Annotated in this window: 15 protein-coding genes and 2 tRNA genes; 4 read left to right on the top strand and 13 right to left on the bottom strand. The window is 50.1% G+C overall.

Annotated elements, in window-relative coordinates:
* Positions 1 to 148 precede the first annotated feature (148 nt).
* The 3 genes from CX664_RS23725 to purE form a co-directional block, all read right to left on the bottom strand.
* The gene (locus tag CX664_RS23725) at positions 149 to 3,046 is read right to left on the bottom strand and encodes a hypothetical protein (RefSeq protein WP_101749101.1); all 2,898 of its coding nucleotides are present in this window, start codon (positions 3,044 to 3,046) and stop codon (positions 149 to 151) included.
* Positions 3,047 to 3,270: 224 nt separating this feature from the next.
* Entirely contained in the window at positions 3,271 to 4,419 is a 1,149-nt protein-coding gene (locus CX664_RS23720) for a 5-(carboxyamino)imidazole ribonucleotide synthase (RefSeq protein WP_101749100.1), read from the bottom strand.
* Positions 4,420 to 4,430: 11 nt separating this feature from the next.
* The gene (gene purE / locus CX664_RS23715; RefSeq protein ID WP_101749099.1) at positions 4,431 to 4,913 is read right to left on the bottom strand and encodes a 5-(carboxyamino)imidazole ribonucleotide mutase; all 483 of its coding nucleotides are present in this window, start codon (positions 4,911 to 4,913) and stop codon (positions 4,431 to 4,433) included.
* A 298-nt stretch (positions 4,914 to 5,211) separates the two neighbouring features.
* Between purE and CX664_RS23710 the strand changes: the two genes are divergently transcribed.
* Both CX664_RS23710 and CX664_RS23705 read left to right on the top strand, forming a co-directional pair.
* Positions 5,212 to 5,811 carry a hypothetical protein gene (locus CX664_RS23710; protein WP_101749098.1) on the top strand — a complete coding sequence of 200 codons (600 nt, stop codon included), beginning with the start codon at positions 5,212 to 5,214 and terminating at the stop codon, positions 5,809 to 5,811.
* A gap of 522 nt (positions 5,812 to 6,333) precedes the next feature.
* The gene (locus tag CX664_RS23705) at positions 6,334 to 6,558 is read left to right on the top strand and encodes a hypothetical protein (protein WP_101749097.1); all 225 of its coding nucleotides are present in this window, start codon (positions 6,334 to 6,336) and stop codon (positions 6,556 to 6,558) included.
* A 56-nt stretch (positions 6,559 to 6,614) separates the two neighbouring features.
* Here CX664_RS23705 and CX664_RS23700 read toward each other — a convergent pair.
* Together CX664_RS23700 and uvrB are read right to left on the bottom strand one after the other, a co-directional pair.
* A tRNA-Val gene (locus tag CX664_RS23700) sits at positions 6,615 to 6,690 on the bottom strand.
* A gap of 81 nt (positions 6,691 to 6,771) precedes the next feature.
* Positions 6,772 to 8,784, bottom strand: coding sequence for an excinuclease ABC subunit UvrB (gene uvrB, locus CX664_RS23695; protein ID WP_101749096.1), 2,013 nt, complete (start codon positions 8,782 to 8,784; stop codon positions 6,772 to 6,774).
* Between the two features lie 309 nt (positions 8,785 to 9,093).
* Between uvrB and CX664_RS23685 the strand changes: the two genes are divergently transcribed.
* Together CX664_RS23685 and CX664_RS23680 are read left to right on the top strand one after the other, a co-directional pair.
* Positions 9,094 to 10,242 (top strand): pyridoxal phosphate-dependent aminotransferase, encoded by a 1,149-nt coding sequence (locus tag CX664_RS23685; protein WP_101749094.1) that lies wholly within the window; start codon positions 9,094 to 9,096, stop codon positions 10,240 to 10,242.
* Between the two features lie 86 nt (positions 10,243 to 10,328).
* Positions 10,329 to 10,404: transfer RNA gene (locus CX664_RS23680), tRNA-Asn, on the top strand.
* Positions 10,405 to 10,527: 123 nt separating this feature from the next.
* Here the strand turns inward: CX664_RS23680 and lapB are convergent.
* The 8 genes from lapB to CX664_RS23640 all read right to left on the bottom strand — a co-directional run bounded on the left by lapB (position 10,528) and on the right by CX664_RS23640 (position 19,989).
* Positions 10,528 to 11,700 (bottom strand): lipopolysaccharide assembly protein LapB, encoded by a 1,173-nt coding sequence (lapB, locus tag CX664_RS23675; RefSeq protein ID WP_101749093.1) that lies wholly within the window; start codon positions 11,698 to 11,700, stop codon positions 10,528 to 10,530.
* Positions 11,693 to 12,052, bottom strand: a complete 360-nt coding sequence (locus CX664_RS23670; RefSeq protein ID WP_101749092.1) for a LapA family protein — start codon at positions 12,050 to 12,052, stop codon at positions 11,693 to 11,695. Before CX664_RS23670 ends, lapB begins: the two co-directional genes overlap by 8 nt.
* 15 nt (positions 12,053 to 12,067) lie before the next feature.
* On the bottom strand, positions 12,068 to 12,367 hold the full coding sequence (ihfB, locus tag CX664_RS23665; RefSeq protein WP_101749091.1) for an integration host factor subunit beta: 300 nt from the start codon (positions 12,365 to 12,367) through the stop codon (positions 12,068 to 12,070).
* Positions 12,368 to 12,706: 339 nt separating this feature from the next.
* The gene (rpsA, locus tag CX664_RS23660) at positions 12,707 to 14,386 is read right to left on the bottom strand and encodes a 30S ribosomal protein S1 (protein ID WP_101749090.1); all 1,680 of its coding nucleotides are present in this window, start codon (positions 14,384 to 14,386) and stop codon (positions 12,707 to 12,709) included.
* A 259-nt stretch (positions 14,387 to 14,645) separates the two neighbouring features.
* Positions 14,646 to 15,341, bottom strand: coding sequence for a (d)CMP kinase (gene cmk, locus CX664_RS23655; protein ID WP_101749089.1), 696 nt, complete (start codon positions 15,339 to 15,341; stop codon positions 14,646 to 14,648).
* On the bottom strand, positions 15,334 to 17,694 hold the full coding sequence (locus CX664_RS23650) for a bifunctional prephenate dehydrogenase/3-phosphoshikimate 1-carboxyvinyltransferase (RefSeq protein WP_101749088.1): 2,361 nt from the start codon (positions 17,692 to 17,694) through the stop codon (positions 15,334 to 15,336). The genes cmk and CX664_RS23650 overlap by 8 nt, the downstream gene beginning before the upstream one ends.
* Before the next feature lie 11 nt (positions 17,695 to 17,705).
* Positions 17,706 to 18,821, bottom strand: coding sequence for a histidinol-phosphate transaminase (gene hisC / locus CX664_RS23645; RefSeq protein ID WP_101749087.1), 1,116 nt, complete (start codon positions 18,819 to 18,821; stop codon positions 17,706 to 17,708).
* A 232-nt stretch (positions 18,822 to 19,053) separates the two neighbouring features.
* Complete coding sequence (locus CX664_RS23640; RefSeq protein ID WP_101749086.1) at positions 19,054 to 19,989, bottom strand: ankyrin repeat domain-containing protein; 936 nt, start codon at positions 19,987 to 19,989, stop codon at positions 19,054 to 19,056.
* Positions 19,990 to 20,318: the final 329 nt, after the last annotated feature.

Below are 20,318 nucleotides of genomic sequence, written 5' to 3'. Positions count from 1 at the left end.
CTCGATTTACCCAAGGAGCCTGTCGGACTTAAGACTGTCCTACTGCGGTTGCGATAAATTGGTCTAAAAATTTCTGCTTCTTCGTCAAATAGCCCCGCTATTCTCCTCAGAAGCAGAAATTTTTATCCTCAATTTCTCGCAATCCTCGCTACGGACGCTTAAGTCCGACAGGCACCAAGAGTGCCTCTCCCCGCTTGATCACGCATTTCCCCGTTTCCCATTGAGCCTCCTCAAGTAATTGCAGCCTTGTTTTGAGGAACGGAAACATTTTTCCAGACAGGAACTTAAGCTTTAGTTTCGGCTCCAATCGGTCAAATCCTGTGCACTTGACCCTGGTGTAACTTTGCAGATGCAGCATATTCTCTCTGGCTCCGGCCAAGTTGCCAGCGGTCATAAAATGGTCACTGGCAGCCGCTTCACCAGCAGCAGCGATGACCACCTCATGGGAGTCTGATCTTTTGCTTATCACACTTTCCCGAGCCTTGTGCAGCTGTATAGGGAATACCGCCGAAGATGCGTGATTAATCGTTTCCCGGGTAGCTCCCAGCGACTGGTCAATACCATAGCTGTGTGCCACTGTTTGAAACCATGCGGTAGCAAGTGCCTTCTGCACCCTGGCAGCACGCTGGTCACGCCATGCTTGCTGGTCGGCTGCTGATCGTTTCTCGCCCTTTTGATCAAACTCCTGCACCGGTAATGCCGCTAACTTTTTCTGTAACTTCTGGCAGAATTCATTAAATGCTTCAGGCAGCTCCATCCCGATAGAGACCAGGTTCTTATTTTCAAAACACCGGGTCTGCATCACTCTGCCATGGGCAGATGCCTGCAGGCGGCGAACACCCCTTGACCGCTCATGGGTTTGCTGGCTGAGGAATCGTCGCTCATAAGGACTTAGCCCCTCGATCCTGTCCACCTCAGAGGTCATCTGGTCCTGGAAAAACTGCTGAAACTGTTGATCAACTATCACCATGCCACGAAAGTTCCCAAAGGTATCCAGCCGCTCATTGTTCAAGGGCTGGTCCTTCGATCCTTCCCAGTTACAAACACCATAGCTGCGGGCAGAAGACACCATCTTGTCCTCCATATACAGATTACGAAACTGACTATTTTTACCTCCGGCACAAATCACCAAATCAACGGGACGGGATAGCACCTGCGGCTTCTGATAATCAGCAGGCAGTTTTTTCTGGCCGTTGAGGGTGGGATCATTCTCAGGGTTATATTGAGCCTGTACTGTAAAAAAGCCTTGTTTACTGATCTCTACTTCCGTCATTTCATAGGCAGCTAACCGCTCCAACCTGGTGTTTTGCGGGTCATTACCCCGGGAAGTATGTTCGTCTTTGCTGCGCATCAGTTCAGCAAGTCTGAGATTCAGTGCCTCTTGCAACCGGTCCGTGGCGATTTCTCCGAACACTTCGCCAAAACCATCTGCACGTACAATGCCCTGTCCATCCTCACCGAACAGCCGGTAATACTCTTCCCCAAGATAAAATTTCAGCATGTGCAGCCATTGCGGGTCCAGTCGAACCACAGGTAACCGGTTATCTTCCGTGCCCCGTTTCTCAAACACTGTTACATTGGCCCCTTCCTGAAACTGGGTGAAAGCCAGCATCAGTCCTGTTGGCCCATCCCCTTCAATGGCAACCGTCAGATGTCCACGCGTTTTATTGTTCTGTGCTATCAACCATTCCAGCTGGGCTGCATCCACTTGCGGCCCTCTTAACTGATCCAGATCCAGTAGCTTTTGGAACATCAGCTGATCGCGCCTTAAATCGGGAAGTTTATCTTCATTCCTTATACGATCAGCCGAATTCGTCAGTATCTGCAATAGTAAATTTAACGTCCAGCGTCGTCCTTGATACAACTGAATATCCAACAGAGCTGCCCGACCTTCTGCTATCAAGCGCCGATGAGCCTGGCAACGGGCTTCGAGTTCTTTAAAGTCCTGAGTTTGATTTTCCGCTGACAGACTGTGCCGTAATGACTCGTATCGATCAAAGTCTTGTTTAACCCCGGCCAGGTCAAGGCTGCGCAATTCACGGGGTAATTGATTGATTCTGTGCCTTACAGCAGATTCATCATCAGACAGATCTTCAAGCAGCCTGTTTAAAGTCTTGTACCCGCGCAGACTCGGGCTATTTTGCACCAATGCCAGATCGCTGACGGAAACCAATTCCCGTGGATGACCATGCACAAAAGGCTTATCCGGATTGGCATTACTGATAATCAGGTCCTGCACATTCTGCAAAACCTTATCGCGCGAAGAGCCAGGATTACTTTCAATACTGATCAGTAATCGTTGATAATTTTCAGAAGGCAGTACCTCCCAAAGGTTATGAAAAACAGAACGGGCGATGTTCGTTTTCAGTTCAGTAATATCAACGGCTTGCCGGGTATTACGCAAGTGCTTTGCCAGCTTGCGGATCGCTTTGTGCGCTTTATGCCCCTTTGGTAACAACTCCGGTGACAGAATAATGAGTTGATAATAAGCTTTCAGCACCTCTCTGCTATCTTCCACAGTCACCCGGGGTAGGCGAGACATCATGTTGGGGAGTTCTTTTTTAAGAAATCCAGAGGCGTTACGAATAAGTTCACATTCTTTCGTGCCTCTGAGTATTATTTCCTTGTTGCGGATTATTGTTTTAATCTCAGTTTTTTTTAAAAAAGGCAGTGCGCCCGACTCCGCGTTATTAATAATCCTTTTCTTCAAATCAACAGAGGTTTTATCATTTTCAAGCAATACCCATACTTGTCGACAGAATAAGGCAGCCGCTTCTCGATTTTGTTGGCGCTGCTTCCGCCCCTCTGCCGTGAAGTGACTTATAAAACGTTTAAAGACAGAGGTAGTAGTATTAGACCGGATTACCTCTACCTTGCGATGCCAGACAGCGCCCTGTTGAACATCTTCGGCGGGATTCAATACCCCGGAAACGATCAGTTCTGTCCGACGATTATTCAGATGATTTCTTTCCAGTTCTGAAAGCGTGTTTTCGATATAAGCACATTGTTCTTTATTTATTAACCCTGACGGCATGCTGGAATCCATTCCATTTCTCCTATTATGTTCTAAGTCTTTCGGGCAAGACTTAATCTAATCGTTGATCAGTTAACAATTTACTTTCCTGTAAATCACTAACCGATGAGTAAGTTACAATAACGACTTGATAATGAGGTAGAGTTCAAGCCTCCCTGATATCAGCAGGAGGGCGTAAGGAAGACGACATAACCATTCAGTTACATCGCCCCCGGTTTGAAAGGAAAATCTTTAAATTAGTCCAGGGATAAATCCAGACCTCGCCGGGCAATCCCAGGATAGTCATCTTCGGGTAAAAACGCCGAGAGAGCCACCAGCATTTCACCCAGCGCCTCTTCTGACTCAGCCACCAGATTGATGTGCCCCATTTTACGACCGGGGCGCTGGCTTTTGCCGTACCAGTGGCTGGTGACATTGGCCACTGACAACACTTCAGCGGGAATATCAGACTGACCCAGAACGTTAATCATGGCACTGGGGCCAATGGCTTCAGTGGTGCCAAGGGGTAAACCGGCAATAGCCCTGAGATGGTTTTCAAATTGACTGCACAGGGTTCCCTGCTGGGTCCAATGGCCGGAGTTATGCACCCGGGGGGCTATCTCATTCACCATCAGCTGGCCATCCACATCAAAAAACTCAATGGCCAGGACCCCGATATAGTCCATTTCAGCAGCCAGCTTGCTGAAGGCGTCCACCGCCTGTTGATGAACCCCGGTAGAGATGGATTTAGCGATAGATAGCGTCAGAACCCCATTGGTATGCTCATTCTCAGTGACCGGATAAATAGCCATATTGCCCTGTTTGTCCCGGGCACCGATGACCGACACCTCCCGCTGAAAGGGAATCATTTTTTCGGCAATAATCGAGTGGGGCGAATGTTCACTGCCAGCAACCAGAAATTCTGACATTTCCGACCAGATCTGCTCAATATCACTGTCTGACCTGACCCGCCACTGCCCTTTACCGTCATAGCCGGCCTGACAGGTTTTAATAACCAGTGGCAGCCCCAGCTTCTTGATGGCTGCATCAAAGTGAGAACGATCGGTGATCAGCTGGTAAGGCGCACAGGGCACACCGGTTTTATCCAGTAACGCTTTCTCCATGCTGCGGTCACCGCCGACTTTAATGGCCTGCTTACCAGGATAAAACTTTCCGGACGCAGCACACAGAGTCAGCACATCGTCAGGAATATGCTCAAACTCAGCGGTGATGGCGTCACATTCAGCAATAGCCTGTGAAAGGGTTTGATCGCTGACCTGAAGCGTCAGGGGGTGCATCAGCTTTGTGGAGCCAACATCATAGGAGAGGATATTGATATTCAGCGGTGCGCCCGCAAGACTCATCATGCGTGCAAGCTGGCCCGCACCTAATACTAGAATATTCATACTGCTTTTTATCACTCGGCAGGATCAGGATTCGCTAATACAGTTTCGGTTTGCAGCTTCCTGAAATCATCAATTCTGGCCTGCAGCTCTGGCTGCTGACAACCAAGGATCTGTGCTGCCAACAGCCCGGCATTGGCCGCCCCGGCATCCCCGATGGCCAGAGTACCGACTGCAACACCTTTGGGCATTTGACATATAGACAATAAAGAATCAATACCGTTCAATGCCCTGGATTTAACAGGAACCCCCAGCACCGGCAGGCTGGTAAAGGCGGCAGCCATTCCCGGCAGGTGCGCAGCCCCCCCAGCACCGGCAATAATCACTTTGATTCCCCGGGCAGCAGCCTGAGAGGCATAATCTGCCAGAAGTTGTGGAGTGCGATGGGCAGAAACAACCCTTGTTTCGTAGTCGATGCCGAAATTTTCCAACATTTCAGCTGCATGCTGCATCGTGGGCCAGTCGGACCTGGACCCCATTATAATAGCAACGGTCATAACCACTCCTTTATTCTGAGCGGAAATAATAGCACATATAACCCGTTTGCCTTCAGGGAAAACAGACCAAGTCGTGACCAGCAGGCTTGCATAAGAATGGCTCAGCAATTTACAGACAAGGCATCGTGGCAACCATTCGTCACTTTTCAAGCTGAAAGCAACCACCTGATTTAATATAATTCTATAAAGATCAATTGATTAGCTTATTTTTATAGAGAAATGATACTAAAGTATAATTTTACCTTTGCTCATTATTCCATATATTGACGAAAAATTGGTCTAGTAAGGAGTACGGACTATGTTTGGTTTTTTAAAGGGAACAGGGCATATACCACCGGTGCAGTCTCAATTAGAAAATCGCGGGGCTAGACTCGGAGAAACAAATAAACAAACTAAACAATTAAAACATAGCGCTGCAGCATTTGCTCAAGCCGCTAGTGAACTTAACACTAAAATCGCTGGAAAAGCTAAAGACACTAAAAAAACTAAAAGAGGTAAAAGAAGTAAAGCATTTTACCGAGACACTGAACAAGTATATGCTGAAAGAGCCCCTCAACCAGGCAAGGTTGAAATTGGCGAAAAAGATCTTTCCAAGCGTAAAATTGTCTGTTTAAAGTGTAAACATTACATTAAAATATTTTTTTGCAATGTGAGTTTAAAACTTCACATTTATCATGGTCAGGAAGCACGAGCAGCCCTTAAAAAATCCAGAGATGAATCAAAATCAGAGTTGGCTATCCTTACCAACGAAGAAGCCATGAGGACAAATACTTCAAAGATGAAGGAAGAGCTAGCGGATGGGCAATACTTACAGGTAGCTAAGAGAGCCGGGGCTGCCAGTGGAGCTGCTATTAAAGCAGGAAAAGGTCGAATTGAAAGGTGGTGGGCACGTGTTTAAACTGATGCTTATCAGACTGAAAATTTAAATCCTTTTCAGGAAAATATAAGTTTACTGTCGTAAAAAAAGCATAAAATGCTGCCTTAAACCCTGGGCAGCATTAAATCTTCTTTTACTATCCATCGATCAATCCCATGGTACCCCCCAAAGAGCCATTATTGACATTGAACCCATCTTCACTGATGGATCATCTTGATCAGATGCAGCCGATCGCGTTAACGCAAAGTCTCTCCCAATGTCTGCGGTGCTATCTACTGGCGAAGTCAGGCTGACCTGCGGTCGAAGGCAGTTCAGTCCCCTGGTAAAGTCCATTCCTGATAAGCCGATGTAAACTGTTCAGCGCAAACAGGCTGGATAGTCTAAATATGAATAGTTCCCAAGGAATGTAATAGCTTGTTTCACGCCAATGAAACCGCTTTGAGAAACCCGATATATTATTTATAGTCTCAGCAGTCAGCCTTACAGGCAATACAGCAACGTGCGAAGTCGATTACTAAACCAGGTAAATATCAGAAGTCTGCCATGAAAATGCCTTTTCAGCCTGGAGACCAGGTGACCACTCATTTTTATCCGGTCCAGAAAAACCGCCGCAGAACCGTCATCCGCTGCTATCGTTCTATTGACTGCCCATCTGGCTGGCTGGTTGATACAAAAGACGACAGTGGGAAACTGTTGAAAGCACTGGATGCGAAGTGGTATCAGCTAATCGAAATGGAAGCGGTACCTGAGCCAGAGACCACCCGGTAGCAAAAAGAATTATTTAGTAGTGAACGAGGGAGCAGGTATGCAACATGAAGAAGAAATGGTAGTCGGTACTGGACTTGAACCAGCGACCCCCACCATGTCAAGGTGGTGCTCTACCAACTGAGCTAACCGACTGAAGTGGTGCGTATATTATCAATGCAGCTAAAAAATGCAACACTTCAATCAGCTTAATTCTAACAGGGTAAATACCTACTCTCAGTGTTTTAAAACCTGCTCTCTGAGCAAGACAATTTCATCTCTGACAGCAGCAGCCTGTTCAAACTCCAGGTTACGGGAGTGCTCCATCATTTTTGCTTCCAGCTTCTTGATGGCCGCGGCCATGACGTCTGGGGTCATGGGAACCTGATACTCAGCTCCCGGCTCTGCCACTGCCTTCTGGGCTTTACTGCCTTTCTTCCGTCCGGGCACAACAGCCCCTTCAAGAATATCAGCCACGGATTTGACCACACCTTTTGGCGTAATATTGTGTTTCTTGTTGTAGGCCATCTGCTTTTTGCGACGCCGCCTGGTCTCGCTGATTGCCCGCTCCATGGAGCCGGTCATCCGATCACCATAGAGAATTGCCCGGCCATTAATGTTTCGGGCGGCACGGCCAATGGTCTGAATCAATGAACGGTCAGAACGCAGAAAGCCTTCCTTATCGGCGTCCAGAATAGCGACCAGAGAGACCTCGGGCATATCAAGGCCTTCCCGCAGCAGGTTGATACCCACCAGCACATCAAAGGCACCAATACGCAAGTCACGGATAATCTCCACCCGTTCCACCGTATCAATATCTGAATGCAGGTAGCGTACCCGGACACCCTGCTCATGCAAAAACTCGGTTAAGTCCTCAGCCATACGCTTGGTGAGCACCGTGACCAGCACCCGCTCCTCTTTGGCAACGGTTTTATGAATTTCCATCAGCAGGTCATCCACCTGGGAGGAGGCCGGTCGGACCTCAATTTCCGGGTCCACCAGACCGGTAGGCCTGACCACCTGATCAACCACCTGCCCCTGGTTCTCTTCCTCGTACTTACCCGGTGTCGCAGAGACAAAAATAGTCTGCGGTCGTCGTCCTTCCCACTCTTCAAATTTCATAGGACGGTTATCCAGGGCAGAAGGCAGGCGGAAACCATACTCCACCAGTGTCTCTTTTCGAGAGCGATCCCCTTTATACATAGCACCGATCTGAGGCACAGTCACATGGGATTCATCAATCACCAGCAATGCATTGTCCGGGATATAATCAAACAGGGTTGGCGGTGCCTCACCGGGTTTATTGCCGGAGAGATAGCGGGAATAGTTTTCAATGCCGGTGCAGTAACCCAGCTCAATCATCATTTCCAGATCAAACTGCGTGCGCTGTTCAAGTCGCTGAGCTTCCACCAGCTTGTTGTTATCGCGCAAGACATTGAGCCTATCCACCAGCTCTACCTTAATGGCTTCCACTGCATCAAGAATGGTCTGCCTGGGGGTCACATAGTGAGTTTTTGGATAAATGGTCGCCCTGGGCAATTTTCTCAGAACCTCGCCAGTCAACGGATCAAACTCGCTGATGGCTTCCAGTTCATCGTCAAACAGCTCCAAACGGACAGCCTCTTTTTCCGATTCAGCGGGAAAAATATCAATAACATCACCACGAACACGGTAAGTGGCCCGCCGAAAATCCGCATCGTTGCGCGTGTACTGCAATTCTGCCAGGCGACGCAGAATGGTTCGCTGATCCACCCTGTCACCACGATCAAGATGCATCATCATTCTCAGATAAGACTGCGGATCACCGAGGCCATAAATGGCCGAGACCGTTGCCACAATAATCGCATCCTGTCTTTCCATCAGGGCCTTGGTGGCAGAGAGACGCATTTGTTCAATATGCTCATTAACCGATGCATCTTTCTCGATATAGGTATCTGACGTAGGTACGTAGGCTTCTGGCTGGTAATAGTCGTAGTAGGAGACAAAATACTCCACGGCATTGTCTGGAAAGAACTCCTTGAACTCACCGTAGAGTTGTGCGGCCAGTGTCTTATTATGGGCCATGATGATCGTCGGCCGCTGTATTTTTTCGATCACATTGGCCACCGTGAAGGTCTTGCCGGAGCCTGTTACCCCCAGCAATGTCTGGCAGGCAAGGCCAGCATCAATGCCCTTGACCAGCTGTTCAATAGCAACCGGTTGATCACCAGCGGGACCGAAGCGGGAAGAAACTTTAAACGATCGACTCATGCTACCCTTCCATCTGGAGCAGAAAAATTTGCCAACGGTAACCGACAAACGCATACCAACGGTACATCGTATTGTGTATGATGCCTTCTGTTGGTCGCATGACGGATACTTGCTACTCATCACCGTCATAGTACAGCTATTGATAGATAGTTTCCGCCACAAGAAGTCTAACCAAACCAGCAGAGAGCTTACACAGACTCCGGGCGAACTTCTCCAGCCAATAGCGGAAGGCAAACAGCATTATAATTCTCAGCGTTACAACCATAAACGAGGAAAACTGTGACTGGTCATCCATCCCAACGCGTGCAAATGGTCAAGCCATCTCCAACTCTGGCAGTCACCGCCAAGGCTGCCGAACTGAGAGCTGCCGGACATGACATTATTGGCCTTGGTGCCGGAGAGCCCGATTTCGACACTCCGGAGCATATTAAAGCCGCAGCGGTCAAAGCCATCGCTGAAGGGAAAACAAAATACACTGCCGTGGATGGAACCACCGAGCTGAAACAGGCCATTATTGACAAATTCAAGCGGGATAATGGCTTTGAATACGGGCAAAGCCAGATTCTGGTTTCCTGCGGCGGCAAACAGAGCTTCTTCAACCTGGCCCTGGCACTGCTAAACAAGGGTGATGAGGTCATTATTCCAGCACCTTACTGGGTATCTTACCCGGATATGGTGGTCATCGCCGAGGGTGTGCCGGTTATTGTGGAAGCCGGTCTGGAAAACCGCTTCAAAATCACACCCGAGCAACTGGAAGCCGCCATCACTGACAAAACCAGACTGGTGGTACTCAACAGCCCCTCGAACCCGACCGGAACCGCTTATAACCGCAAAGAGCTCGAAGCACTGGGCAATGTGCTGAAAAAGTACCCGGAGGTAATGATCGCCACCGATGATATGTATGAGCACATCCTCTGGACTGAAGAGCCTTTCTGCAACATCCTGATGGTCTGCCCTGAACTCTATGACCGCACGATTGTTCTGAACGGCGTATCCAAGGCTTACTCCATGACCGGCTGGCGGATCGGTTATGCTGGAGGGCCAGAGTGGCTGATCAAAAACATGAAGAAGATCCAGTCCCAGAGCACCTCCAACCCCTGCTCTATCGCCCAGGCTGCTGCCGTTGAGGCACTGAATGGGTCGCAGGACTGCGTGAAAGAGATGGTCAAGGTGTTTAAAAAGCGCCATGACTACGTTGTCGGTCGATTGAATCAGCTGCCGGGCGTCAGCGCTATTGAGGGTGACGGCACTTTCTACGCTTTTGCTGATTTCAGTGAAGCAATGAAAAAGCTGGGCTTTGCAAAAGATACAGACCTCGCAGCTCTCTTCCTGGAAAAAGGCGTTGCCCTGGTTCCCGGCTCTGCCTTTGGTTCTGATGGCTGCATGAGGCTATCATTTGCGACCAGCGATGAAGCGCTGGAAAAGGCTCTGGACAGACTTCAAGCAGCCCTGGCCTGACCGACTGTTTGTACTGAGTACCAGCTTCTGGTACTCAGTAACTTGACAGGCACACTAAGCAAGGTATCATTCACCTTATCTTTTGATCCCCGATAGCTCAGTTGGTAGAGCAAATGACTGTTAATCATTGGGTCGCTGGTTCGAGTCCAGCTCGGGGAGCCAAACACTCCTATCAATACACCTCCCGCTCATTACGGTTCATCAAAAACGAATATTATCTCATTACTTAGTAAGTAGCAGTTAATATCGAGCCTCCTAGCCCTATTTTCAATCAAAATAATCAAGCTACTCTCCCTCAAAACCCTGAATTGGTTTCACTGTCCCCCAATTATGACAGCGGGGACATTGCCAGTGCATTTCCTTACCGGAAAACCCACACCTGCCACAGGAGAAAACAGGTTTAAACTCAAGCATCCGACCCGTAAGATGGTGAATCAATTCCAATACATTGTCCGACAAGTCACCCTGAAACTGACGACGAAGACCAATTAGCTCATTCAAGCCTCTCAGTGTAGGGTGACGTTCAAGTTGCGCTGTTAGAAAGTTAACAGCTTGAGACTCCCCTGACTCCCTGAGCAAAAGACGAGTCATTGCAATGATAACCGCAGTACCGGGACGTTCATTCAGGCAACGGCCAAGATAAGCGCCAAACCCTCGCACACTCCCCGTATGCTCAAAAGATTTCTCCAATAATGGCAGCGAGAGGGGCATGAAGCTGACATCCTGAACCGATATTCTCTGCAACACTTTAATTGCCTCTTTGTAGCCGCCTTCGTCAAATTCCATTTGACCCAGCAAAAGGCTGGCCCTGACACTGTTTTTATCCCGGGAAAACGCCTGACGTATCAGGCGACGTGCATTCACCCGATCATTCTGCTTAAGGGCTGTTTCGCTCTGCTCACAGTAATAATGTGCCAGAATGACAGCAAAGTGCTCTCCCCGGCCCGGCCTCAACCTTTCTGCAACTTCTGCTGCCTTAACCCACTCCCGTTCCTGTTCATAGACACGCAACAATTGCTGCAAGGCCTGGTCCCGCAGCTCATGATTCTGACGACTGAGATCAATCAGAATGGATTCAGCACGATCCAGCAGACCAGCAGAAGAGTAGTTTTGAGCCAGGGCAAGCTGAACTTGAAAAGACTGGATGGAAGTCAGGCTTGGGCGCGCCAGCAAATCCTGATGAACACGGATGGATTTTTCCACTTCTCCGCGCTTGCTAAACAGATTTCCCAGCGCCAGATAGGTATCAACGGTGTCATTATTGATATCCAGGGCTTTGATAAAGACATCAATAGCCTCATCCGTCTGCTCATTAATCAGATAATTCAGACCGACAAAATAGTCCTTCGACAACTTGCCAGAGCTATTTACCCGCCTTCTCTTCTGATCACGCCAGCCAAGAAAATAACCAATGACGATTGCAGCTAGAATAAGGCCCAGTAACGCAATATCAGGCATCCGTAAACCCTTTAAGGGCACTGGACCTCAACTTTTGGAGTTCGGCGTCACGCCGGGCGAGCTTTCTTCTCAGGCTGGCATTAGCCAGTCGCAAACGGATAACCAGCATCAGGGAAACCAGTAAACCGGCAAAGCCACCCAGTACAAAGGGCACCATAACCAGCGTGGAACTGCTTACGGCCGGCATCATTAACCCGCCCATTTCAAGGCTGATCTGCTCGGTATTGGAGAGGGTAAAGTTGACGAAAAACACCAGTAGAACAACAAACAACGCCAAAACCAGAAGACGTTTGACCCACACGACTATTGTCGTAAAACTGCTCTTGACAAGAGGCAACTCGTAGTTCGCCATAAACTTAATTCACGATCAATCCATTTCTTCCTGTAAGCCACGATTCACCCTTTCCCGCAGCTCTTTGCCCGGCTTGAAATGGGGAACATATTTGCCATCAAGGCTCACAGCTTCACCGGTTTTAGGGTTACGCCCGACTCTTGGGGCACGATAATGAAGGGAGAAGCTACCAAACCCCCTGATCTCAACCCGCTCGCCATTGGCCAGCGAATCGGACATTTGCTCAATGATAGCCTTTACAGCTAACTCAATATCCTTGATAGAGAGCTGCGGTTGCAACTCGGCAATCCGCTCAATCAGTTCAGACCGGGTCATCGTCGTTTTTCCTTTCCCTGCCATTCCCGGAATGTCTAAAAGATCCTGCAGACCTTGTTAGACACCGCTTATTGTTCAAAAGCGCCTTAAATAACCAGACTGTTTCTACACTAGCTAACCCACACCGAGAAATCAAGCAACCCTTTGATTAGCCCACACATTTCATAAGAATACCTGCCACTTCCTGTTCCCGGCAGAGAGCGAAGCAATACAATGGCTAAATCTCACACAACCTTTTGATCAAAAAAAACCGCGAGGCAAAAGCACTCGCGGTTTTTTTGCTCTCAGCGGCAGCTTTTCAAACAAAAGCACCCCATGAGCAATCAGGAACAGGATGGATTACTTGTTTTCCATCTGAGCCTTGATCAGATCACCAATGGTGGTCGGACCGGCAGCTTCTTCGTCCTGCTTGGTACGCAGCTCTTTCATCGCTGCTTTTTCATCGGCCTGGTCTTTCGCTTTGATCGACAGGCTGATGTTGCGGTTCTTGCGGTCGATGCTGATGATACGAGCTTCGACTTCTTCACCTTCTTTCAGGACGTTAGTTGCGTCTTCAACGCGGTCAACACTGATCTCAGAAGCTTTCAGGGTAGCCAGAACGTCTTCCGCCAGCTCGACAACAGCCGCTTTGGCAGTGACTTCCTTAACGATACCCTTAACAACAGAACCTTTTTCATTCAGGCCAGCGTAGGCATTGAATGGATCTTCGGACAGCTGCTTGATACCCAGGGAGATACGCTCACGCTCAGCGTCAATCGCCAGGATAACCGCTTCTACTTCGTCACCCTTACGGTACTGACGAACAGCTTCTTCACCGGTTTCGTTCCAGGAGATGTCAGACAGGTGAACCAGACCGTCGATACCACCGTCCAGACCGATAAAGATACCAAAGTCAGTGATAGACTTGATCTTGCCAGCCAGCTTGTCGCCCTTGTTGAAGGAGCCGGAGAAGTCTTCCCATGGGTTGGTCTTGCATTGCTTGATACCCAGAGAAATACGACGACGCTCTTCGTCAATGTCCAGAACCTGTACTTCAACTTCGTCACCCAGGTTAACAACCTTGGATGGGTGAATGTTCTTGTTGGTCCAGTCCATTTCAGAAACGTGTACCAGACCTTCAACACCTTCTTCCAGCTCAACGAAGCAGCCGTAGTCAGTCAGGTTGGTTACGCGGCCAGAAGCACGGGCACCTTCAGGGAAGCGCTTGGTGATTGCAACCCATGGATCTTCACCCAGCTGCTTGAGACCCAGGGATACACGGTTACGGTCACGGTCAAACTTCAGAACCTTAACGTTGATTTCGTCACCAACGTTAACGATTTCGCTAGGATGCTTGATGCGCTTCCAGGCCATGTCAGTGATGTGCAGCAGGCCGTCTACGCCGCCCAGGTCAACGAAGGCACCGTAGTCAGTCAGGTTCTTGACGATACCCTTAACTTCCAGACCTTCCTGCAGAGAGCCCAGCAGCTGCTCACGCTCAGCACTGTTTTCAGCTTCCAGAACGCTGCGACGGGAAACCACCACGTTGTTACGCTTCTGGTCCAGCTTGATAACCTTGAACTCAAGCTCTTTGCCTTCCAGGTGCGCCGTGTCGCGAACCGGACGAACGTCTACCAGAGAGCCTGGCAGGAACGCACGGATAGTCGCCACGTCAACAGTGAAGCCACCCTTGACCTTGCCACTGATAACACCCTTAACAACGTCTTCAGCTTCGAAGGCTTTTTCCAGTTCCTTCCAGGCTTCCATACGCTTGGCTTTTTCACGGGACAGACGAGTCTCACCGAAACCGTCTTCTACCGCGTCCAGAGCTACCTGGACTTCATCACCAATAGCGATGGTCAGTTCACCGTTCTCATCCTGGAACTGAGCCTTGGGAATAACACCTTCAGACTTCAGGCCAGCATGAACAGTTACCCAGTCACTGTCGATATCAACCACCACACCACTGACAATGGCGCCTGGCTTCATTTCGATTTCTTTCAGGCTCTCTTCAAACAGTTCTGCAAAGCTTTCGCTCATGATTTTTCCTGTGACAGTGTACGCATCTGCAAAGTCTCTGCCATATCAGCAAAAACCAGCCAATGATAACCGGATAACGTACACTGGTTGTCATCCACACCGCCAGCCGGAGTGGGTTACTTTAATCAGGTCCGATTCTGCAATGCTGGCTTTACGCCAGAAACGAACCTCCAGATAATGTTGAGTGCAACTTATTTATGGCGCACTCAGGTTTGCTGAAGTGGAGAACCCACTTCCCTGGCAGGCTGTCAGGAAAATCCTAAACCAGCCCTCTCAGGCGCATCTGTTCCAGCACCTTGTTGAATACCTCCTGGATACTCATGCGGGTACTGTCAAGAATGATGGCATCATCGGCAGGCTTGAGCGGCGCTACAGCTCTTTGGCTATCTCGCTCATCTCTGGCCTGAATATCTGCCAAAAGGCGATCAAAACTAGCATCAATCCCTTTTTGATGCAACTGGTCATAACGTCTTTTGGCCCGCTCTTCGGCGCTGGCGGTCAGGAAGACTTTCAGCGCCGCATCGGGAAACACCACCGTTCCCATATCACGGCCATCAGCCACCAGACCCGGCAGCTCGGCAAAGTCGCGCTGGCGTTGCAACAGCGCCGCCCGAACACCCGGCAGTGCCGCAACCCTGGAAGCCATGGCACCCACCTCTTCCGTCCGCAAACTGGCGCCCACCCGCTCACCTTCGAGAATAATGGTCAGACCTGCGCCTGATTCTGATGGTAAGAACTGCACATCAAGGTGGCCTGCCAAAACTTCCAGCGATGATTCATCGGCAAAATCAACCCCATGATTCATCGCTGCCAGGGCGGTTAACCGATACAACGCCCCACTGTCCAGCAACCTCCAGCCAAGCTCTCTGGCCAGCAGGGCTGCAATCGTTCCCTTGCCAGACCCGCTGGGACCATCAATGGTGACCACTGTCACTGGTGTCTGAGACTCACTCACTGGTATTTACCTTTACCACAATACGCATACCGGCTCGATTGGCCAGGCCTGCAAAATCCGGGAATGAAGTCGCCACATTGGCACAGTCAAGAATGCGAATATCGTCCTTTGCCCGCAGTGCAGCTACTGCGAATGACATGGCAATCCGGTGATCGCCATGGCTGTCAATAGTGCCACCGTTAAATACAGGCTTCCCCTTCTTTTCAGAAGCAGCATTACCGGAACCATTGATCATCATACCATCAGACAATGGTTGTGCATCAATACCCAGGGCAATCAAGCCATCGGCCATGGCCTGAATCCGGTCACTCTCTTTCACCCGAAGCTCACGGGCACCCGTGAGCAGCGTTCTGCCTTCTGCACAGGCTGCTGCAACAAACAGCACCGGAAATTCATCAATGGCGATGGGCACCAGACGCTCAGGAATATCAATACCCTTCAGCGGCGCAGAACGCACCACCAGGTCGGCCACGGGCTCGCCACCCACAACAGACTCGTTTTCAAGGGTAATATCCGCCCCCATCAGCTGCAGGATCTCAACCACACCAGAACGGGTCGGATTCATGCCAACATGGCAAAGACGAACCTCTGACCCCTCGGCGATTGAGGCCGCTACCATAAAGAACGCCGCTGAAGACACATCGGAGGGCACATCGATTCGGGTAGCTGTCAGCTTGCCTCCCCCTTTAATCGCGACCCTGCTGCCATTCTCACCATCGACAGAGACCGTATAACCAAAGCCATTCAGCATGCGGTTGGTGTGGTCACGAACAATACCCGGAGCAACCGTCACCGTTTCACCATCTGCGTACATGCCCGCCAGTAACAGGCAGGACTGCACCTGGGCCGAAGCCATTGGCAGGTGATACTCAATACCCTGCAACCGGGTACCGCCTTTGATCTTCAGTGGTGGGCGACCACCTTCTGAGGTCTCGATGCTGGCACCCATCTGGCCAAGCGGTTCCACCACCCGATTCATGGGACGACCGGACAGGGAGTGATCACCGGTTAACGTAACATCAAAAGACTGGGCTGCCATCAACCCGGCCATCAAGCGCATGGCAGTACCGGCATTACCGAGATAAAGCGGCCCTTCCGGCGGCTTGAGGCCATGCATGCCAACTCCCTGAATAGTGACCTTGCCAAGATAGGGGCCATCAATCTGAACCCCCATATCCCGGAATGCCTTCAGGGTTGCCAGGGCATCCTCGCCTTCGAGAAACCCTTCAATCACTGTCTCCCCTTCCGCCAGGGCACCGAGCATGATGGAACGATGAGAGATAGACTTATCTCCGGGAACACGTAACTCACCGGAGATAGACCCTCCCGGGCTGGCAATAAATGTCTGGGTACTTTCTTTCATAGTGTCCATAACGTCTTTATCTGAATCTTCACCTTCAATCAGCACAGAGCCCGAAAAACCAGTCGTCATAACAGAATCAGGCAATGGCTTCACCCGCTGCTTCCTGCTCTCCAGCAGAGAAGAGAAATGCTGACGCGCTGATTGCGCACGACTGAATATCCCCAGCAGCGACTGACTGTTTTTCTGCACAATCGCTTCCCGGAGCACCTGAAGGCCCTCGGTAAATTCATCCAGCGCTTCCAGCACCGCCTGATGATTACCCAGCGCCACATCATGCCACATAATAGGATCGCTGCCAGCGATCCGGGTAAAATCCCGAAAGCCGCCCGCAGCAAAGCGAAAAATATCCTGATTATCCGGATTCCCGGCCAGGGTATCCACCAGTGAGAACGCCAGGAAATGGGGAAGATGGCTGGTCTTTGCCAGAACCTCATCATGATGACAGGGATCCATACTGGTGACCACTGCCCCACAGGCCTCCCAAAGCATCCTGACCTTTGCCAGCGCCAGAGAGTCGGTATTTGCCAACGGGGTCAGGATGACATCATGGGCCTGAAACAGGGTAGCTTTTGCGGCACCGACACCGCTTTTTTCCGACCCTGCTATTGGATGACCGGGGACCAGCCAGGGGGGAACTTCGCCAAAGACCTCAAGCGCGGCATCGAGCAGCGCTTTTTTACTGGATCCGGCATCGGTAATCACTTTCTTTGCAAGAACACCACTGGGCAAACATAGAGATAGCTGCTCAAGAACCGGCTTCATTGCCAGCATGGGCACGGCCAGCATAATCCCATCGGCAGCAGCAACACCGGCGGAGAGGCTTTCGCAGCCATAATCAATGATCCCGAGCGCCTCGGCCTCTTCCAGTGAGGCTTTATTCTGGTCATAACCATACACTTGCCGACACGCACCGGCAGACTTTACCGCCGCTGCAAAAGATCCCCCGATCAGGCCCAACCCAACCACCAGCAGTGTATCAACTGTTTTCACAAACGCACTCCTTACGACGACTGGCCAAGAACCTGGCTCAGCGCTTCCAGACAACGACGATTTTCTTCCGGCAGACCAATGGAAATACGAAGGTGCTCAGGCATGCCGTAATTGGCCACTGGCCGAACAATAATGCCTTTGGACAACAACCCTTCATAGACCGGCATGGCATTACGCTTGAGATCAACGGTGATGAAATTACCCGATGAAGGGATCCAGTTCAGCCCAAGGCCGGCAAACCCCTGCTCCAGGAATGCCATCCCCTGCTGATTAATCTCAATGGACTGCTGCAGATAAGCTTCATCCTTCAGCGCGGCAACCGCACCGAACTGAGCAGGAAGATTCAGGTTAAATGGCTGCCTCAAACGGTTCAGCACATCGGCTATTTCAGGATTGGATATCGAGTAACCCACCCGAGCCCCCGCCAGCCCATAAGCCTTGGAAAAGGTTCGGGTCACCACCAGATTGGGATAGCGGTCAAGCAGGTCGATACCATCAGGCAGGTCACCACCCACCCCATACTCAAAATAGGCCTCATCAAGGACAACGATCACCTCTTCCGGCACCTTACCCAGAAAACCCAGCAGATCCTGTTCACTGAAGCTGGTACCGGTGGGATTATTAGGGTTTGCCAGGAAGACAATTCGGGTATTGGCCTGAATCGCTTCCGCCATGGCATCCAGATCATGACCATAGTCAAGCGCTGGAACCACAATGCTCTCAGCACCGACGGCCTTCACAGCCAGAGGATAAACAACAAAAGCATACTGAGAAAAAACCGCAGAACTGCTGGTATCCAGAAACGACTGCGCCAGAAGCACCAGCACATCATTGGAGCCATTACCCAGGGTTAACTGCTCCGGTGCTACCTTCAGTTTTTCTGCCAGCGCCTGTTTTAACTGATAACTGCTGCCATCGGGATAACGGGCCAGCTCTGCCAGGGATTCGGCCATTGCTTTCAGCGCAGAAGGTGGTGGCCCCAGAGGGTTTTCATTACTGGCCAGTTTGACAATATCCTCAACCTTCAAGCCCTGCTCCCTGGCAAGCTCCTCAATAGGCTTGCCTGCTTGATAAGGACTCATTCCTCTTACTCCGGGTACCGCCAGCTGCAGAAAATCACAGGACATAATTTGACCTTCAGTTGGGTTATTAAACTTGAAAACGGGCTCACTCACTTAAGACAATGAAAAAGCCATTTCCAACTCGTGGCAATTTTTATTGATTATGGAAAATTTCAGCGGTTATACGCTTGCCGGGCAAATACAGCCTGAAAATGTTGTTATCAGCTTCAACTATTGTCAAGAAGATAATCCCGAGGGGAATTTAAGTACTGACGACAAAGACAAATACAGTCGCTGGTTATAGATAAGCTCCCATGAGAGGCTTATAAAGATAGGCTTTCAGCATCGGACCCAGCGGCAGATCCTGCACCGATTCTGACAACGGTTGTCCGGTATTTTTCCGGTGTTTAACCAGGCGCGAGCGAATAGCGGTACGGGTGCAGGCCTGGAGTGATTGGGGCTGAAAACTAACCGGCTTATTATCCGAATCGATGCTGTCAAACCTGCCGACCGCTGCCATCAGTTCGTCCATTTTGTCAATTCTGCCCATAGCCAAATGCAACGGTGTTCTCCTATTCCAATCTAGCGCCTTACAGTTGGCACCCTCAGCCACCAATACTTGTACTTTCTTGCCCGAACCACTAAATACTGCTTCATGCAGCGGGGTGTATTGTGTAGTTCTTTCCCTGGCTTCAAGATTGGCCCCCTCGGACAAAAGTACCTCCATATACCGCAAGTCGGAGCACTTAGAGATAGCCGCAAGATGCAATGGTGTCCGTTGAAATTCATCACCAGCCTCAATATTGGCACCTGCCAACAGAAGCGCCCTGGCCGCCTCCAGTCTGTCATGATGTGTAATCGCACACATTAGTGGCGTTGCTTTATCATTATCCTTGGCCTCAATATCGGCTCCCCAAGCCAGCAGCTCGTTCACAATCTCACGGCTACGCGCTTTGTGCAACGGAGTTTGACCATAACAATCGCGGGCATTAAGGCAGGCATCTGCAGCCAGAAGAACGTTGAGAACGTCCGGGTTTTCCGACATTACCGCAAGAAATAGCGGGGTTTTGCCAGACCAGTCCCTGGCCTCAATATCAGCCCCCTGTTCCAACAACGCCTTCACCGATCCCGGGTCGCCATTCCCAGCTGCCTTGAGCAGCTTTTTGTCCTCCGGGGACAGTTCGTCTGCTGCGCCAAACAGAGCATTTGTAACGACTCTCAACAGTGTAATCATAACGACTTCCACATCGTCCAGTGTTTGGTTAACGCCGGGACAAGACTGCTTTCTGGATCGTCAGCTCTTTAAATGATGACGAATGAACTTTTTTTCTGTCCGATCATCTAAGTTAGTCGTACGGCTTTTCCAGTGCTAATTCCCCAAGCCAGGCATAACAATTTAATGCAGGTAACTATTCAGCACCCAGTAAAGGCATATTACTGTAATTCTGAACAGCTCTAAGAAGTGACTGGTATATATCCTTACCCTGTTTTTTGGCAGACGACAAATAGCTCCGAATCCGTGCAAACATAGAACCTCCGTCCGCACTCCTAAAGCAGCCTGAG

The organism is Endozoicomonas acroporae, from assembly GCF_002864045.1.
Classification (GTDB): domain Bacteria; phylum Pseudomonadota; class Gammaproteobacteria; order Pseudomonadales; family Endozoicomonadaceae; genus Endozoicomonas; species Endozoicomonas acroporae.
This window is presented reverse-complemented; position numbering and strand designations above follow the sequence as displayed.

Excerpts from the sequence above, each read along its gene's own strand:
- CX664_RS23725 (WP_101749101.1), bottom strand. The coding sequence starts at position 3,046 with ATGGATTCCAGCATGCCGTCAGGGTTAATAAATAAAGAACAATGTGCT.
- CX664_RS23720 (WP_101749100.1), bottom strand. The coding sequence starts at position 4,419 with ATGAATATTCTAGTATTAGGTGCGGGCCAGCTTGCACGCATGATGAGT.
- purE (WP_101749099.1), bottom strand. The coding sequence starts at position 4,913 with ATGACCGTTGCTATTATAATGGGGTCCAGGTCCGACTGGCCCACGATG.
- CX664_RS23710 (WP_101749098.1), top strand. The coding sequence starts at position 5,212 with ATGTTTGGTTTTTTAAAGGGAACAGGGCATATACCACCGGTGCAGTCT.
- CX664_RS23705 (WP_101749097.1), top strand. The coding sequence starts at position 6,334 with ATGAAAATGCCTTTTCAGCCTGGAGACCAGGTGACCACTCATTTTTAT.
- uvrB (WP_101749096.1), bottom strand. The coding sequence starts at position 8,784 with ATGAGTCGATCGTTTAAAGTTTCTTCCCGCTTCGGTCCCGCTGGTGAT.
- CX664_RS23685 (WP_101749094.1), top strand. The coding sequence starts at position 9,094 with ATGGTCAAGCCATCTCCAACTCTGGCAGTCACCGCCAAGGCTGCCGAA.
- lapB (WP_101749093.1), bottom strand. The coding sequence starts at position 11,700 with ATGCCTGATATTGCGTTACTGGGCCTTATTCTAGCTGCAATCGTCATT.
- CX664_RS23670 (WP_101749092.1), bottom strand. The coding sequence starts at position 12,052 with ATGGCGAACTACGAGTTGCCTCTTGTCAAGAGCAGTTTTACGACAATA.
- ihfB (WP_101749091.1), bottom strand. The coding sequence starts at position 12,367 with ATGACCCGGTCTGAACTGATTGAGCGGATTGCCGAGTTGCAACCGCAG.
- rpsA (WP_101749090.1), bottom strand. The coding sequence starts at position 14,386 with ATGAGCGAAAGCTTTGCAGAACTGTTTGAAGAGAGCCTGAAAGAAATC.
- hisC (WP_101749087.1), bottom strand. The coding sequence starts at position 18,821 with ATGTCCTGTGATTTTCTGCAGCTGGCGGTACCCGGAGTAAGAGGAATG.
- CX664_RS23640 (WP_101749086.1), bottom strand. The coding sequence starts at position 19,989 with ATGATTACACTGTTGAGAGTCGTTACAAATGCTCTGTTTGGCGCAGCA.